This is a genomic window from Frigoribacterium sp. ACAM 257, assembly GCF_007954365.1.
GTDB lineage: Bacteria > Actinomycetota > Actinomycetes > Actinomycetales > Microbacteriaceae > Frigoribacterium.
This window is the reverse complement of record NZ_VOLO01000001.1, coordinates 251,963-267,125: the sequence shown is the minus strand read 5'-3', so window position 1 is coordinate 267,125 and position 15,163 is coordinate 251,963. Positions and strand designations below refer to the sequence as shown.

18 protein-coding genes and 1 tRNA gene are annotated in these 15,163 nt (G+C 71.4%); 9 read left to right on the top strand and 10 right to left on the bottom strand.

The window, feature by feature from the left end:
* Positions 1-64: 64 nt before the first annotated feature.
* On the top strand, positions 65-1,030 hold the full coding sequence (locus ES689_RS01300) for an NADP-dependent oxidoreductase (RefSeq protein WP_223269319.1): 966 nt from the start codon (positions 65-67) through the stop codon (positions 1,028-1,030).
* Between the two features lie 28 nt (positions 1,031-1,058).
* On the opposite strand, the gene ES689_RS01295 is transcribed toward ES689_RS01300, so the two are convergent.
* From ES689_RS01295 to ES689_RS01270, 6 genes are all read right to left on the bottom strand, one after another.
* Complete coding sequence (locus ES689_RS01295) at positions 1,059-1,634, bottom strand: GNAT family N-acetyltransferase (protein WP_146899167.1); 576 nt, start codon at positions 1,632-1,634, stop codon at positions 1,059-1,061.
* A gap of 427 nt (positions 1,635-2,061) precedes the next feature.
* Positions 2,062-2,751, bottom strand: a complete 690-nt coding sequence (rplA, locus tag ES689_RS01290; protein ID WP_123546697.1) for a 50S ribosomal protein L1 — start codon at positions 2,749-2,751, stop codon at positions 2,062-2,064.
* Between the two features lie 100 nt (positions 2,752-2,851).
* Complete coding sequence (gene rplK, locus ES689_RS01285) at positions 2,852-3,283, bottom strand: 50S ribosomal protein L11 (protein ID WP_123546698.1); 432 nt, start codon at positions 3,281-3,283, stop codon at positions 2,852-2,854.
* 115 nt (positions 3,284-3,398) lie between these two features.
* Positions 3,399-4,511, bottom strand: a complete 1,113-nt coding sequence (nusG, locus tag ES689_RS01280) for a transcription termination/antitermination protein NusG (RefSeq protein WP_146899164.1) — start codon at positions 4,509-4,511, stop codon at positions 3,399-3,401.
* A 108-nt stretch (positions 4,512-4,619) separates the two neighbouring features.
* Positions 4,620-4,901 (bottom strand): preprotein translocase subunit SecE, encoded by a 282-nt coding sequence (gene secE / locus ES689_RS01275; RefSeq protein WP_123546700.1) that lies wholly within the window; start codon positions 4,899-4,901, stop codon positions 4,620-4,622.
* A gap of 101 nt (positions 4,902-5,002) precedes the next feature.
* Positions 5,003-5,075, bottom strand: a tRNA-Trp gene (locus ES689_RS01270).
* A 186-nt stretch (positions 5,076-5,261) separates the two neighbouring features.
* On the opposite strand from ES689_RS01270, the gene ES689_RS01265 reads away from it, so the two are divergent.
* The 6 genes from ES689_RS01265 to ES689_RS01240 all read left to right on the top strand — a co-directional run bounded on the left by ES689_RS01265 (position 5,262) and on the right by ES689_RS01240 (position 10,646).
* Positions 5,262-6,464 carry a pyridoxal phosphate-dependent aminotransferase gene (locus ES689_RS01265; RefSeq protein WP_146899161.1) on the top strand — a complete coding sequence of 401 codons (1,203 nt, stop codon included), beginning with the start codon at positions 5,262-5,264 and terminating at the stop codon, positions 6,462-6,464.
* A gap of 126 nt (positions 6,465-6,590) precedes the next feature.
* Complete coding sequence (locus ES689_RS01260) at positions 6,591-7,442, top strand: ABC transporter ATP-binding protein (RefSeq protein WP_146899159.1); 852 nt, start codon at positions 6,591-6,593, stop codon at positions 7,440-7,442.
* Positions 7,439-8,278 (top strand): ABC transporter permease, encoded by an 840-nt coding sequence (locus tag ES689_RS01255; protein WP_146899156.1) that lies wholly within the window; start codon positions 7,439-7,441, stop codon positions 8,276-8,278. Before ES689_RS01260 ends, ES689_RS01255 begins: the two co-directional genes overlap by 4 nt.
* Positions 8,279-8,283: 5 nt before the next feature.
* Positions 8,284-9,552: a sensor histidine kinase gene (locus ES689_RS01250; RefSeq protein WP_146899153.1), complete on the top strand. Its 1,269-nt coding sequence runs from the start codon at positions 8,284-8,286 to the stop codon at positions 9,550-9,552.
* Complete coding sequence (locus ES689_RS01245; RefSeq protein WP_223269318.1) at positions 9,549-10,286, top strand: response regulator transcription factor; 738 nt, start codon at positions 9,549-9,551, stop codon at positions 10,284-10,286. The genes ES689_RS01250 and ES689_RS01245 overlap by 4 nt, the downstream gene beginning before the upstream one ends.
* 192 nt (positions 10,287-10,478) lie before the next feature.
* Positions 10,479-10,646 carry a hypothetical protein gene (locus ES689_RS01240; RefSeq protein WP_191330117.1) on the top strand — a complete coding sequence of 56 codons (168 nt, stop codon included), beginning with the start codon at positions 10,479-10,481 and terminating at the stop codon, positions 10,644-10,646.
* A gap of 143 nt (positions 10,647-10,789) precedes the next feature.
* Here ES689_RS01240 and ES689_RS01235 read toward each other — a convergent pair whose 3' ends face one another.
* The 3 genes from ES689_RS01235 to ES689_RS01225 form a co-directional block, all read right to left on the bottom strand.
* Entirely contained in the window at positions 10,790-11,047 is a 258-nt protein-coding gene (locus ES689_RS01235; RefSeq protein WP_146899148.1) for a hypothetical protein, read from the bottom strand.
* Positions 11,048-11,308: 261 nt separating this feature from the next.
* Complete coding sequence (locus ES689_RS01230) at positions 11,309-11,716, bottom strand: ATP-dependent DNA ligase (RefSeq protein ID WP_191330115.1); 408 nt, start codon at positions 11,714-11,716, stop codon at positions 11,309-11,311.
* A gap of 787 nt (positions 11,717-12,503) precedes the next feature.
* Positions 12,504-13,298, bottom strand: a complete 795-nt coding sequence (locus ES689_RS01225) for an HAD family hydrolase (RefSeq protein WP_146899145.1) — start codon at positions 13,296-13,298, stop codon at positions 12,504-12,506.
* A 183-nt stretch (positions 13,299-13,481) separates the two neighbouring features.
* Here ES689_RS01225 and ES689_RS01220 point away from each other — a divergent pair, with 183 nt between their 5' ends.
* Together ES689_RS01220 and ES689_RS01215 are read left to right on the top strand one after the other, a co-directional pair.
* Positions 13,482-14,192, top strand: a complete 711-nt coding sequence (locus ES689_RS01220) for a hypothetical protein (protein ID WP_146899142.1) — start codon at positions 13,482-13,484, stop codon at positions 14,190-14,192.
* 68 nt (positions 14,193-14,260) lie between these two features.
* Complete coding sequence (locus ES689_RS01215) at positions 14,261-14,737, top strand: hypothetical protein (RefSeq protein WP_146899139.1); 477 nt, start codon at positions 14,261-14,263, stop codon at positions 14,735-14,737.
* A gap of 8 nt (positions 14,738-14,745) precedes the next feature.
* Here ES689_RS01215 and ES689_RS01210 read toward each other — a convergent pair whose 3' ends face one another.
* A complete protein-coding gene (locus ES689_RS01210; RefSeq protein ID WP_146899136.1) occupies positions 14,746-15,042 on the bottom strand; it encodes a hypothetical protein in 297 nt (98 codons plus the stop codon).
* Between the last annotated feature and the right edge of the window lie 121 nt (positions 15,043-15,163).

Sequence of the window (15,163 nt, the reverse complement as noted above, 5' to 3'; positions counted from 1 at the left end):
TCCGCTGTCGACACTGGGGTGACGGGCGCCCCGGCGGGGCGCCGTGGACGGACAGAGGAGCCCGATGACGCACACGACGATGCGTGCCATGGTGATCGAGAAGACCGGAGGGCCCGAGGAGCTGGTCGCGGCGGACCTGCCGTGGCCCTGCCGCGTCGGCTCGGACGTGCTGGTCGCGGTGCACGCCGCCGGCGTCAACCGGGTCGACGCCGAGGCCCGCTCCGGTCGCGCCGACAGCGGCGCCGTCCGCACCTGGCCGGCGGTGCTCGGCCACGACTTCAGCGGCGTCGTCGTCGAGGCTCCGTACGCCGCCCACCCGCTGCGCCCGGGCGACGAGGTCTTCGGCATGGCCGCGTTCCCGCACACGAGCGGCACGTACGCCGAGTACATCAGCGTGCCTGCCACCTCCCTCGCCCGGAAGCCCGCGACGCTCTCGCACGTCGAGGCCGCCGGCGTCCCGCTCGCTGCCCTGACCGCCTGGGGCATGGTCGTCGAGGTGGCCAAGGCGCACGAGGGCCAGCGGGTGCTCGTCCAGGCCGGCGCCGGAGGCGTGGGGCACTTCGCCGTGCAGCTCGCGTCGTACTTCGGCGCGCACGTCGTCGCCACCGGGTCGCAGCGCAACAGCGGCTGGCTGCGTGACCTCGGTGCCGACGAGGTCGTCGACTACGGCTCCGTCGAGCTCTCCCGCAGCGTCCGCGACGTCGACGTCGTCATCGGCCTGGTCGACGACGACGACGTCGCCGCGCAGTCCCTGGCCGTGCTGCGGCCGGGCGGCCTCGCCGTGCACGCTCCGCTCCGGTCGTGGCGCGCCTTCGCGGCCAAGGCCGAGGCGAAGGGCGTCCGGTCCACGGGCTTCGCCGTCTGCCCCGACGCGGCGACCCTCGCGGTGCTCTCCCGCCTCATCGACTCCGGCGACCTGCGCGTGCACGTCGACGACATCTACGACCTGGCCGACGCCGCCGACGCCCACAGCCGTCTCGAGCAGAACCACACGCGGGGCAAGCTGGTGCTGCGCGTGGCGGACGAGTGACGACCTCGCCCGGGGTCCGCTGCGCGGCCTAGAGCGCGCGCACGAGCACGAAGTCGTCGTGGGTCTCCGTGCCCACGGTGAACCGCTTGGTGCCGGCCCCCTCGAACCCGTGCTTGGCGTAGAAGGCCTGGGCCCGCAGGTTCTGCTGGTTCACGCCCAGCCAGATCGAGGAGGCGCCGGTCGACCTGGCCGTCGCCAGCGTCGCCTCCATGAGCACGCGCGCCGCACCCTGCCCGTGGGCGTCAGGGGCCACGTAGAGCTTGCTCAGCTCGACGGCGGGGCGGGCGGCGACCACGGCCGCCACGTCGGCGTCGGCAGGGTCGCCCGTGACGAGCATCGCGTACCCGAGCAGCGGGGTCCCGAGCAGCGGGGTCCCGAGCAGCGGGGTCGCGGGTGCGACCGCGTCGTCCTCCAGGGCGAGCACGTGCCGAGTCGGATCGGCGAGGTACTCGTCGAACCGCCGCTCGCTCAGCACCGTCGTCACGAACCGGGCGATGTCGGCCAGGTCGGTGCCGGGCGGGCAGGCCAGGGGAAACGTGAGAGCCGCCACGGAGGCGAGGGCCGGGGCGTCGGAGGCGGTGGCGGGGCGGGCGGTGACGGTCACGTCTCCATGGTGCCGCACCCGCGCCTCCTCGTGCTCGCCGTGCGCGCCGGGCGCGGCTGACCCCAGCGACACCCGCGGAACCCGCGGAACCCGCGGAACCCGCGCGGACCCTCGCGCGCGCCGACGGGTGCACACGGGAACGCGGGGTGTCCGCGGGAACGACGGATGCAGGCGCGGCAGGTGCGGGCGCGGGGGCACGACGACGGCGCCCCGTTCGCCTGACGCGGGCGATCGCGCCGAGACCCGCGGAACCCGCGCGGACTCTCGCGCGCGCCCACGGGTGCACGCGGGAACGACAGGTGTAGGTGCGGAGGGTGCGGGCGCCGGCGGTGCGGGCGCAGGGACGACGAAGGCCGCCCCGCTCGAGAGCGGGACGGCCTGTCGTGACGATCAGGTGATCGAGGTGCGCTGCCTGGGCAGCTGCGGCCTAGAAGACGTTGATGTCGAGGGGGATGCCGGGACCGAAGGTCGTCGACAGCGTGCCCTTGGTGATGTAGCGGCCCTTGGAGGAGGACGGCTTCAGACGGACGACCTCGTCGAGGGCGGCGTCGAGGTTGGTGTTCAGCTGCTCTTCCGAGAAGCCGGCCTTGCCGATGACGAAGTGCACGTTGGCGTGCTTGTCGACACGGAACTCGATCTTTCCGCCCTTGATGTCGTTGACGGCCTGCGCGACGTTGGGGGTCACGGTGCCCGTCTTCGGGTTGGGCATGAGGCCACGGGGTCCGAGGACCTTTCCGAGGCGGCCGACCTTGCCCATGAGCTCGGGCGTAGAGACGGCCGAGTCGAACGACGTGTAGCCGCCCGCGACCTTCTCGATGAGCTCGTCGCCGCCGACCTCGTCCGCACCGGCGGCGATGGCGGCCTCGGCCGCAGCACCCGTGGCGAAGACGATGACGCGGGCGGTCTTGCCCGTGCCGTGCGGGAGGATCACGGTGCCGCGCACCATCTGGTCCGCCTTGCGCGGGTCGACGCCGAGCTTCAGCGCGACCTCGACCGTGGAGTCGAACTTCTTGGAGCCGGTCTCACGAGCGACGGCGACGGCCTCGCTGGTGCTGTAGAACTTGCCGGCCTCGATCTTCTCGGCGGCGGCGCGGTACGCCTTGGACTTCTGAGCCATGTTGGACCTCTTCGTTGCTGGGGACGTGGTAGCGAGCCTGGCCGGCTCTCCCACTGGTGTCTGGTGCGTGCAGGCGGGTCGCCTGCACGAGGGGGTGTGGCTAGGCGTCGACCGTGATGCCCATGGAACGGGCGGTGCCGGCGATGATCTTCGCCGCGGCGTCGATGTCGTTGGCGTTCAGGTCGGCCTGCTTGGTGGTGGCGATCTCACGGACCTGGTCCATGGTGAGCTTGCCGACCTTGTCGGTGTGGGGGGTCGACGAGCCCTTGGCGACGCCGGCGGCCTTCTTGATGAGCTCCGCGGCGGGCGGGGTCTTGAGGACGAACGTGAACGAACGGTCCTCGTAGACGGTGATCTCGACGGGGACGACGTTGCCGCGCTGCGACTCGGTCGCGGCGTTGTACGCCTTGCAGAACTCCATGATGTTCACGCCGTGCTGACCCAGGGCCGGGCCGATGGGCGGGGCCGGGTTCGCGGCGCCGGCGTTGATCTGAAGCTTGATCAGACCCGTGACCTTCTTTTTCGGTGCCATGTTCTTTTCCTTCTCGTGGGGTTCGAGCTGGCCGCGGTCGCGGTCCGCTCTCCCGGTGGTCCGCGGTGCGGACTCCGGTGATCTAGGGGAGCTGTGGGGCTGTCGTCCTGGGGGACTAGAGCTTGGTGACCTGGTCGAAGCTGAGCTCGACGGGAGTCTCGCGCTCGAACAGGGAGACCAGCACCGTGAGCTTGCCGCTCTCGGGCTTGATCTCGTTGATCGTACCGGGAAGCCCGGCGAACGAGCCCTCCTTGATGGTGATCGTCTCGCCGATCTCGAAGTCGACCTCGGCGGGGATGACCCGCTGGGCCTGCTTGCCGCCCTTGGCCGAGCCCTTGGCGGCGGGTGCCGCCTCCTGCACCTGGACGAGGCTCTTCAGCATCTGGAAGGCCTCCTCGAAGCGGAGGGGCGTCGGGTTGTGGGCGTTGCCCACGAAGCCGGTGACGCCGGGGGTGTGGCGGACGACCGACCAGGAGTCTTCGTTGAGGTCCATGCGGACGAGCACGTAGCCGGGGATCCGCACGCGGGTGACCAGCTTGCGCTGCCCGTTCTTGATCTCGACGACGTCCTCCATGGGGACCTCGACCTGGTAGATGTAGTCCTCCATGGTCAGGGAGACCATGCGGTTCTCGATGTTCTGCTTGACGCGTCGCTCGAAGCCGGCGTAGCTGTGGATGACGTACCACTTGCCGGGCTTGCCGCGCAGGTCGTAGCGGAAGGCCTCGTAGGGGTCGACCTCGGCCTCGTCCTCGGCCTCGGTCGCGACCGCGTCGGCCTGCTCGCTGACGACGTCGAGGTCGACGTCGTCCTGGGCCACCTGAGCGTCGGCGTCCTGGACGGACTGCTCGGCCTCGGCGATGACGGCGTTCGCGCCGGGGGCGTCACCCTCGTTCGCCAGCTCCTCGGCCTCGGAGTCGGCCTCGTCGTCGGTCGCCTCGACGGCGGCCTCCGCCTCGGCGGCGTCGTCGATGTCGAGCGCGTCGTCGACGACGGCGTCGGCCTCGGGGTCGCTGGCCTCGGCGAGCGTGTCGAGCAGGCCGTCGAGGTCGTCCGTGTCGGTCGTGCCCTCGTCGCCCTCGTCGACGACGGTGATCGCGGACTCCTCGGCCGAGCCCTGGTCGCCGTCGGAGTCGACGTCCACGACGTCGCCCTCCTGGGTCTCGGCGACCTCGGAGGACTGCTCGGCGGCGGGGGCGAGATCGATGTCGTCGCGCTCGTTGTCAGGCACTGTGTATCTACTTCCGTTCAGGGGGTCGGCCGGCGATGTCGGCTTGCCGACCGCAGAGGATCGAGGGGCACGGCGCGGACCGGGTGGTCCGGCAGCCGGCGGGCAGGGTCAGCTGCCGGTGGGGCCGTTGCCGAAGACGTAGCCGACGACGAGGCCGAAGAGCGAGTCGAGGCCGGTGACCAGCGCCATCATGATGACGACGAAGACCAGCACGACGCCGGTGTAGCTCAGCAGCTCTTTGCGGGTCGGGGTGACGACCTTCTTGAGCTCGGCGATCACCTGGCGGATGAACAGGGCGATGCGGGCGAAGGGACTGCGACGCGCTGCGCTGTCGGACTTCGCCTTGTCGACGACGTCCTCACTGGGGACGTCGAGGTCTTTTCTCGCCACTGTCGTATCTACCTTCCGAGGGTCGACCCGAGGGCCTGGTCCGTGATCCGGGCCGCCCCGCTGGTCTCTGGTGGACCAGTCGGGGCAGCCCGGCCGGGCTGCAGGGCGGACAGGACTCGAACCTGCAACCTGCGGTTTTGGAGACCGCTGCTCTACCAATTGAGCCACCGCCCTATGGGGCCGGAGCCCCCGGGCCGGACTGCGACCGGTGCTCGCCCTGAGGCGCGCGCCGACTCCGCGGTGTCCGACCGCCTCGACAAGTGTAGGTGAGCGCCTGCGGTGTTGCAAAGCCGGGGCGCGCCGACGGGCCCGGCCCGCGTGCCCTGTCGGGGCCCCGGGCCGCCGGATAGGGTGGCCGTCGTGACCCAGCCGACACGCCGCCTCTCGTCCCGCATCGCCTCCATCGCCGAGTCGGCCACCCTCAAGGTGGACGCCAAGGCCAAGTCGCTCCTGGCCCAGGGCCGGCCGATCATCAGCTACGGCCCCGGCGAGCCGGACTTCCCGACGCCCGACCACATCGTCGAGGCGGCGGTCGCGGCGGCGCGCGACCCGCGCAACCACCGCTACTCGGCCGGCGCGGGCCTGCCCGAGCTGCGCGAGGCGATCGCCGAGAAGACCCTCCGCGACAGCGGCACCTCGGTGCGCCCGACTCAGGTGGTCGTCACCAACGGCGGCAAGCAAGCCGTCTACCAGGCGTTCCAGGCGCTGCTCGACGAGGGCGACGAGGTCCTCCTGCCCGCTCCGTACTGGACCACCTACCCCGAGGCGATCTCCCTCGCGGGCGGCGTCTCGGTCGAGGTCTTCGCCGGCGCCGACCAGGGCTACAAGGTCACGGTCGAGCAGCTCGAGGCCGCACGGACCCCGCGCACGAAGGTGCTGCTGTTCTGCTCGCCCTCGAACCCGACCGGGGCCGTCTACTCCCCCGCCGAGGTCGAGGCCATCGGCCGGTGGGCGCTCGAGACCGGCACCTGGGTGATCAGCGACGAGATCTACCAGAGCCTCGTCTACGACGGCGTGCGCGCCGTCTCGATCACCGAGGCCGTGCCCGAGCTCGCCGGGCAGACGATCCTCGTCAACGGCGTCGCCAAGACCTACGCGATGACCGGCTGGCGCGTCGGCTGGATGGTGGGCCCGGCCGACGTCATCGCCGGCGCCTCCAACCTGCAGTCGCACCTCACGTCGAACGTGTCGAACGTCTCCCAGCGCGCCGCCCTCGCGGCGCTCACCGGCCCGCAGGACGAGGTCGAGGCGATGCGCCGGGCCTTCGACGTGCGCCGTCGCCGCATCGTCGACGAGCTGAACGCCATCGACGGCGTCGTCGCCCCGACCCCCGAGGGCGCGTTCTACGTCTACCCCGACGTCAGCGGCCTGCTGGGTCGTGAGTGGGGCGGCGTCACGCCCACCACCTCCCTCGAGCTCGCCGACCTGGTCCTCGACCAGGCCGACGTCGCCACGGTGCCCGGCGAGGCGTTCGGGCCGAGCGGCTACCTGCGCCTGTCGTACGCCCTCGGCGACGACCAGCTGCTCGAGGGCGTGCAGCGTCTCCAGCGCCTCTTCTCGTAGGAGGCGCGGGCCGGGTCCGCCGATCCGGTCCACCGGTCGGGTCCACCGGCAGCATCCACCGGTCGGGGGATGCGGGTAGCCCGAACCGGGGTGCCGTGCCCGCGCCTCCTGTCCGAGGCTCGGAGCATGACCCCACAGCCCGTCGTGCGAGTGCGCGACCTCACGAAGACCTACGGGCGCACGACCGCCCTGCACGGCGTCTCGTTCGACCTCGAGCCCGGCGAGACGCTCGGCCTGCTCGGCCCGAACGGCGCCGGCAAGTCGACGACGATCGAGATCCTCGAGGGGCACCGCGACCGCACCGGTGGCGAAGCCCTCGTGCTCGGCACGGACCCGCGACACGGCGGGCTCGACTGGAAGGCCCGCATCGGCATCGTGCTGCAGACCTCGGCCGAGCAGGGGACCTCGACCGTCCGTGAGCAGGTCGCCCACATGGCGGCCCTCTACCCGCGGTCGCGCGACGTCGACGAGGTGGTCGCCGCGGTCGGGCTCGAGGCCCAGGCGAGCACGCGGGTGCGGGCGCTCTCGGGCGGCCAGCGCCGCCGCGTCGACGTCGCCCTCGGCATCGTCGGCGATCCCGAGCTGCTGTTCCTCGACGAGCCCACGACGGGCTTCGACCCGGAGGCGCGTCGCCGGTTCTGGGACCTGATCCGGTCGCTCTCCGGCGACGGCACGAGCATCCTGCTCACCACCCACTACCTCGACGAGGCCGCCCAGCTCAGCGACCGCGTCGCGGTCGTCACGGAGGGGCGCGTCGTCGCCGAGGGACGCCCCGACGAGATCGGCAGCGCCGCGGCCAGGACCCCGCTGGTGCGCTGGTCGGACGCGGGCGGCCGGCACGAGGAGCGGACGGCCGACCCTGGCGGCCTCGTCGCGCGCCTGCACGGCGCGGGGGCGGAGCTGCGCGACCTCGAGGTCGTGCGCCCGTCGCTCGAGGACGTCTACCTCGAGCTCGTCGCCGAGGCGGCGACGTCGTGAGCCGCGTGCTCGCCCTGGCCGGCGTGCAGGTGCGCCACGAGGTGCGGACCTACTTCCGCGCCGGCGACACGGTGTTCTTCACGTTCCTCTTCCCCGTCGTGATGCTCGCGATCTTCTCGACCGCCTTCAGCGCGTCAGGCTCGTACGGGGTGCGGCCGGACGGCTCTGCCGTCGACGCCGCCGCGTACTACCTGCCGGGGATGATCGCCGCGGGCGTCCTGCTCTCCGGCGTCCAGGCCCTCGGCATCGACATCGCCGTCGAGCGCTCCGACGGCACCCTGAAGCGGCTGGCGGGCACCCCGCTGCCCGTCGCCTCCTGGTTCCTCGGGAAGCTGGGGCAGGTGGTCGTGACGAACCTGCTGCAGGTGGCGCTCCTCCTCGTCCTCGCCCGGGTGCTGTTCCGGGTGCCGCTGCCGACCGAGGCGTCGTCGTGGGCGACCTTCGGCGGGGTGTGGCTGCTCGGCCTCGCCGGCTCGGCGCTGATCGGGATCGCCCTGTCGCGGGTCCCCCGCACCGGGCGCAGCGCCACGGCCGTCATCGTGCCGATCACGCTCGTGCTGCAGTTCGTGTCGGGCGTGTACCTGCCGTTCGCCCAGCTGCCGACGTGGCTCCAGCAGGTCGCCTCGGCGTTCCCGCTGAAGTGGCTCGCCCAGGGCATGCGGAGCGTGTTCCTGCCCGAGTCGTCGGCGGCGGCCGAGGTCGGCGGCACCTGGGACCTGCCGGGCGTGGCCCTCTGGCTGGCCGTCTGGCTCGTGGCCGGCGCGGTCGCGGCCCGGCTGACGTTCCGCTGGGGCCGGAAGGACGCCTCACCGCGGGCTCGCGGGACGGTACGGTGACGGACATGACCGCCACGGCAGCCGAGGGCGCTCCCGCCGCGAGCCGCGACCCGGGCGCGCGCCCGGGCACGAGCCGCGTCGCGATGCGCTGGTGGGACGTCGGGGCCGGGGCGACGGCCGTGGTGCTCGTCGTGCTCGCTCTCGCCTCCGAGGCCGGCAGCCGCAGCGACGACGGCGGCAGCGCCGTCGGCAGCCGCCCGCTCGCCCTCGCGGCGACCGGGCTGTCCGTCCTGACCTGGCTGCTGCTCGCACGGCCGGTGGTGCGGAGGGACGACGACCAGGTGGGCCGGGCGGAGATCACGGTCGTCGCGGCGGTCGTGGTCGTCGGCGGGCTCGCCGTCGCCGGCGCGCCGCAGCTCGCCGTCGTCCAGGCGTTCCTCATGCCCCTGCTCTGGACCGTGCTCCCGACGCCCCGCTCGGCGGTCGTCGCGAACGTCCTGCTCTGCCTCGCGATCTCGGCGGGCTTCGTCGCGAGCCTCGGCTGGTCGCCCGACACGCTCGCGACGGCCGCCACGAGCGAGGGGCTCTCGCTGCTGTTCAGCATCGCCCTCGGCCTGTGGATCACGTCGATCGCCCACACCGGCGCCGAGCGGGGCCGGCTGCTCGACGAGCTGCGCGCCGCCCAGGACGAGCTGGCGACCCGGCACCGCGAGGCCGGCACCGTGGCCGAGCGTGAGCGCCTCGCCCGCGAGATCCACGACACGGTCGCGCAGAGCCTCACCGGGCTCGTGATGCTCAGCCAACAGGCACGGTCGTCGGTCGCGGCCGGCGACGCCGCGGCCGGCCTCGCGCAGCTCGAGCTCATCGAGTCGTCGGCCAGGGACGCGCTGACCGACGCCCGCACGCTCGTCGCGGCCACCGCCTCCTCCGGGCTCGACAGCGGCGACCTCGCCGACGCACTGCGACGGCTCGCCTCGCGGTTCTCGCGCGAGAGCGGCGTCGCCGTGGCGGTCGACGTCGAGCCGGGGCTCGTCCTGCCGCGCGACCACCAGGTCGTGGTGATCCGGGCGGCGCAGGAGGCGCTGGCCAACGTCCGCAAGCACAGCGGGTCGCGCTCGGCGCACGTCGCGCTCGCCCGCGGGTCCGGGACGGACACCGTGCTCTCGGTGAGCGACGAGGGTGGCGGGTTCGACCCTGCCGCCGCGCGGGACGGCTTCGGGCTCGACGGACTCGACGAGCGGCTGCGGCTGGCCGGCGGGCGGCTCGGGGTCGTCAGCGTGGTCGGCGGCGGCACGACCGTGACGGCGCACCTGCCGAGCGGGGAGCCGTCGTGAGCGTCCGCACCCTGGTCGTCGACGACCACCCGATCATGCGGCAGGGGCTCGCCGCGATGCTCACGGCCACGCCCGACTTCGAGGTGGTCGGCCAGGCCTCCGACGGGGTCGAGGCAGTGGAGCTCGCCGCCGAGCTGCGGCCCGACCTCGTGCTGATGGACCTGCGCATGCCGAGGCTCGACGGCGTCGCCGCGACGGAGGGGGTGCTCCGGGACGTCCCGACCGCCCGCGTCGTCGTGCTGACCACCTACGAGTCGGACGACGCCATCCTCGGCGCCGTCGAGGCAGGCGCGAGCGGCTACCTGCTCAAGGCGGCGCCCGAGGAGGAGCTGCTCGCGGGGCTCCGCTCGGTGGTCGCCGGGCAGGTCGCGCTCGCGCCGTCGATGGCGGCGCTGCTCGTGGGCCGTGCTCGACGGGCGGCGGAGCCCGACGGGGCCGGGCCGGAGGGCGGGGGCGGAGCCGCAGGCCCGGGCGCAGGCGCAGGCGGCGCGGGTGCGGGCGGCGCGGGAGCGGGCGGCGCGGGAGCGAGCCCGCTCAGTCCCCGAGAGACGCAGGTGCTCGTCCTGGTCGCCGAGGGCTGTTCGAACAGGGAGATCGGGCTGCGGCTCTTCGTCGGCGAGGCCACCGTCAAGACGCACCTGCAGCACGTGTTCGAGAAGCTCGGCGTGGGCGACCGCACCCGAGCGGTCACCCTCGCGATGCAGCGGGGCTGGCTGCCCTCCGTGCACGGCTGACGGCGGGGGCACGGGCGGACTCTGCGGACCTCCAGCGACCTGGACCAGGCCCCGACGGTCGATCATCCGCTGCCGGCGGAGCTCCCCTCCTACGCCACGGAGGACCTGGACCGGGAGTCGATCCGATGGGTAGGGGAACACGACGGGGCAGAGCTCTGGGTGGCGAGCCACCAGGACGACGACACCTCGTGCGTGATCGCCTATCCCGATGCGGACGACTGGATCGTCGGCTGTGGCGGAGGCGTCACCCGGGCCGCGGGGCCCGACGGCATCACGTACTCGATCGTCCCCGACGGCATGAGCGCACCGGACGGCTTCACAGCCGTGTCCGAGAACGTCTTCGTCTCCCGCCAGTCCTGACCGCTCGCCCGTCCCCTGTCGGGATCGCTCGCGCACCGGGACGTCGTCCGGGAGCCGGTCGACGTCGTCGGGAACGGGTGCGCCGTCGGGATGGACGACGAAGGTCAGCCCCTCGTGGTCGCGTCGGACAGGCAGACCGCCCTTCAGGGCCCCGCCGTGAGGGTGACGAACACGAGGAGTGCCGGGACGCAGACGAGCCCGAACACGGCTGAGCCCACGGCCCACAGGGTCGTGCTGTTCTTGCCGATCTTCCGGTCGAGAAGGGCTGCGAGTGAGCCCCCGAGAGCCAGGAGCGGCGGGAGGGGCAGGAGGAACAACCCGAGTCGCGCGCCGCCCGAGACGGAGGGACTGGGCAACAGGGGAAGCACGACGAGGAGCACGAGAGCTGCTGCGAGAAGCACAGCAGCGACGCGAGGGACCCGTCGCTGCTGAAGGCGAGACCGGAGGCCGTCGGCGTTGGACATGACCCATCATCTCCCGGGATCGGTGACAGCCGGGTTCTCGAGACGTGGTCTGCAGCCGTCGCGCGGGGGGGCGGGAGCGGCCGAGGGGTCGACGGGCGGAACGGGCGACCGCCCGAGTGACGCCGGCGCCTTCGGTGCGCCATCCCCTACCGGGCACCCCCGCTAGAACTATCTGCGTCTGCGTCTGCGTCTGCCGGGCTAGGAGCGACCCGGCGGCCTGGCCGCCCGGGTCCGTGGCGGTTCAGGGCGGTCGTTGGCCCAGTCGACGTGCCTCCCGGTCACCCCGGGGAGGTCGGTCAGGGGATCCACGTCGGGTTCCGGTTCCGGGTAGAGGCCCCTGCCCGAGGCGGCGCTGGCGTACAGGGCAGCGAGCCACGTCGGGTTGATCTCGACCGTGCGGCTCCCGGCGAACTTGAACCGCAGGCCGATGTTCGGCGAGAACCAGACGGTGGACCTTCCGTCGCCGGTCTCGACCGGCTCCTTCCAGGAGAACATGAAGGACTCGTTCTGTCGGAACTTGTTCACGATGACGATCTGGAGATGGGCGAGGAGACGATCCTCGACCTTGAACTCGAGGACGTCGCCGTCGTAGACGATGTATCCCATGGGGCACTCCGATGGGGAGAACGCCGAAACGGTGCTGACAGCAGGGTCTGGGCTGTGTGGGGGTGTGCGGATCTCACTTCGCACTGCGCCGGCCGTGTCCGCGGTGCCACGCATCGTGACCGCACCACGCCTCAGGACGTGTCCGCTTGCCTCTCCTCAGGACCCGACTGTAGACCGCTGCCGGACGAAGAGCGGCAGGGTCCCGACCCGATCGGGACCCTGCCGCCCGCAGCTCGCACCGAACCCGAACGGTGCGATCGCCCGCCTTGAGAACCTGAACCGCGCTCAAGACGTCACCAGACTGCTCCTGCCGAACACCACCACGGCAGAACTAGACATAAGCCGGCCCAGTTGGTAAACGCGTTCGCGTCGTCGAGTGCTCGAGCGGCAGGGACGGTCGTGACCTGTGGTCCAGCCACTCAAGGACGGTCCATCGGGCGCCACGATCGAGATCGGCATTCCTGCGTCAAGAGCGGTGCGGAGCTGAGAGCGGCGGAGCCGGCTTCATGCACCCGACATGGCGGCCCCACCCGTCAATCGGGGACCCGAATCCCCGAACGACACGACCACCGTACGCACAACACATGTCGCCCGCAAAGGGCGGGCGGGCCTAGAGACGTCCTACGACGTGCACTGCACAGCGTGCAACAGGGCAGGGGTGGGCCGAAACGCCGATCGGGGGACGCGACGGCCTACCGGGTTCAGGTCGACAGGCCGCCGCAGCACTGGGCATCACTGGACACGAGAAGTCCGTGATGGGCAGGCGGGGTCTGGGCCTAATTCCACGCTAGCGGCAATGCGGCCCTGGTCTCAAGGGCTCGAGACCTGCTCGGATCGACCACTGTCCGGCCGTGGTCGACCTTCCCCGAACCGCCCCCTCGACGATCCCCTCACGGGCACCCGCAGAACGGGCGATGGCGGACCCGACCAACTCACCGATCGGAAGCCCACGACGCCTGTGGCCGTCGACCAGCAGCGCCTTCATCCCGGCTGCCCTGGCTCCGTCGACGTCCTTCCTCGGGTCGTCGCCGACGAACAGGCATGCCCCCGGCCGGACTCCGAGCTCGGAGGCGAGGACGGCGAAGGCCCTCACGTCGGGCTTCGAGAAACCGATGCGCTCAGACGTGCAGACGACATCGAACTCGACGAGGAGACCTGTGCGCCGGAGCTTCGCTAGCTGCTGAGCCTCCGTCCCGTTCGTCAGCAGCCCGATGCGATGACCGGACGCACGCAGGCTCTGAAGAAGTGGAAGCGCATCCGGGAATGCTCGCCATGACGACTCGTACGCCCGCAGATAACCGCCGAACAGCTCGTCGACATCGACGTCACCGGAAGGGACGTCGACCCCGAGCGGAGGGAGGACCGAGCGCAGGCGCTCACGGCGCTGCTCCGAGAAGCTGATCTCGCCCGCACGCCAGCGCTCGAAGTGCTGCTCCTCGGCGTCGAACCAGCTGTCGAGAGTCGAGTCCGACGCGACCACACCGAGCGAGCCGAGGAAGTGGACCACGGCAGACCGGGCTGAACCGTAGTGATCGAACAGCGTCCCGTCGAGGTCGAAGCCGACCCCAGCCACTTGCGTCACCGCGCCAGTCTAGAAGTGGACCAGGAGCCACGGGCAGCTGTCCCGGGCCTCACGAGAACTGAGCTAGCGCATGGACTAGGCAAGCTACGAAGCATCGCCGCCGACCGATCCCCCAGTCCGACGCAGTCCCTGAACGAGTACTCGTCCTTGGCACGGCTTCGCACGCATGACAAGGTCGCGACCATGGAGATCATCGACGATGTCGAACGCGGTGCCTGGCTAGGGCCGCGGATGTACCGCCTCGGAGGCTGGGCGAGGGTCGGCTCCGTCGCGGGGTACGGTTTCGAGGCCTATGCGCGCGTCCTTCACCCTCGACCCACGGGAGGCGGCGCCTGGGAAAGCCGCCGGTGGTCTGACGTCGCCACGGCAGCCGGCAAGGTCATGCACCCTCTCGTCCAGTGGGAGCGGCTGCTCGACCTCGATGAGCCACGTGGTGGCACCAGCGACGTCGGGTACCTCGACCCGCAAGTGCTGGCAGCCCTTGCACCGCTGCTGAGGGTCCAGACCGCGACACCGGACGACGCCCTCGCGGCGTACTGGGTCGGCGGCACCGGCCAGGGCCTCGTCGGCCGATCGGTGACCATCGATCGGTACGACTACGTCCTGGCCCAGACCGACACCGCGGAGCTCGCAGAGCCCGGTTGGGGTCGACACATCGGCTTCCGAACCGACGAACCACCGCAGTTGCTCTGGCCTGAAGACCACGCCTGGGTACTGGCCACCGAGATCGACTGGGACTCCACGATCGTCGCCGGCTCCCGAACGCTCATCGACTCGATCCTCACAGACGACCGCTTCGAGGCATACCCGGTCGACGAGAACTCCGACCTCTCCTGGAACGGCGACACCATCAACCGACGCACGACCTCGAGCCCTGCATCTCAGGAGAGTTGACGCACCTGGTCGGGGGGATGCTCATGCCCGGGCCCAAGCTCTAGCCTCATGGAAAAGGGGGAGTCCTCATGAGCGTTGCCGTGGAACGTCCGGTGCGCGCGCCGCGATCGGATGTGCGCGTCTTGGTCGGGACGGGGGCAGTGGTCGGTGCCGGCTGTGCGCTGCTGCTGCCCATCGTGTGGATGGTCGTGTGGGGCGCCTTCGCCGGACTCGACGGCGCCGGGATCGCGGGATGGGTCGTCATCGCGCTCGTCTACGCAGTTCCTGCTGCCGTGGCGTTCGCCCTCATCGGAGCAGTTGCCGGACTCGGCTGCGCGTCGCTGTGGCGGCAGCGACACCGCTGGGGCAGAGCGAGGAGCCGGACATCAGCGGTATCGGCCGCAGCAGCAGTTATCGGTGTCCCCGCAGGCCTGGCCATGGGTCTCCTCGTCGGTGATCCGCTTTCCGGGGCCACTGTCGGCCTCGTTGCCGCAACAGGTGCCGGCGTCACGGCGGGATCGAGCCTGCGCCGACTTGCACGACGAGAGGTGCCGCCCGTTCGGTAGCCGATCCCCTACCGGGCGCTCTCCACGAGTCCGTTCAAGCGATCGACCAGTCGTGCCGTTCGGGGCGGTCCGAGTCGAAGGACGAGCGACTCCGAGAACCAGCGCATCCAGACCGCTTCGACATCATGGCTGGTGACGGTGCCGACTTCGAGGAGGATGCGAACCAGATCGACTGCCTCCATCTCGTACTCATCCGACGGAGCACCGTCCGGCTGACCAGGCTCGAGACCATACGGATCGACATCGCTGAGAACAGCCAGGACACCAGCGAGGGTCTTTCTGCAGGCGACTGTCCCGGCTCTCATGCCCCGATGATGCCGGTCTACCTAGGTCTTCCCATCGGGTTCACCGCGATCATCGTCGGCCTGCATCGCGATGGGCGACGCGACCGAGACTGACACTCGTCAGCACGTTCCACAGAAGCCT

Excerpts from the sequence above, each read along its gene's own strand:
- ES689_RS01300 (WP_223269319.1), top strand. The coding sequence starts at position 65 with ATGACGCACACGACGATGCGTGCCATGGTGATCGAGAAGACCGGAGGG.
- rplA (WP_123546697.1), bottom strand. The coding sequence starts at position 2,751 with ATGGCTCAGAAGTCCAAGGCGTACCGCGCCGCCGCCGAGAAGATCGAG.
- rplK (WP_123546698.1), bottom strand. The coding sequence starts at position 3,283 with ATGGCACCGAAAAAGAAGGTCACGGGTCTGATCAAGCTTCAGATCAAC.
- ES689_RS01260 (WP_146899159.1), top strand. The coding sequence starts at position 6,591 with ATGACCCCACAGCCCGTCGTGCGAGTGCGCGACCTCACGAAGACCTAC.
- ES689_RS01250 (WP_146899153.1), top strand. The coding sequence starts at position 8,284 with ATGACCGCCACGGCAGCCGAGGGCGCTCCCGCCGCGAGCCGCGACCCG.
- ES689_RS01230 (WP_191330115.1), bottom strand. The coding sequence starts at position 11,716 with ATGGGATACATCGTCTACGACGGCGACGTCCTCGAGTTCAAGGTCGAG.
- ES689_RS01220 (WP_146899142.1), top strand. The coding sequence starts at position 13,482 with ATGGAGATCATCGACGATGTCGAACGCGGTGCCTGGCTAGGGCCGCGG.
- ES689_RS01215 (WP_146899139.1), top strand. The coding sequence starts at position 14,261 with ATGAGCGTTGCCGTGGAACGTCCGGTGCGCGCGCCGCGATCGGATGTG.
- ES689_RS01210 (WP_146899136.1), bottom strand. The coding sequence starts at position 15,042 with ATGAGAGCCGGGACAGTCGCCTGCAGAAAGACCCTCGCTGGTGTCCTG.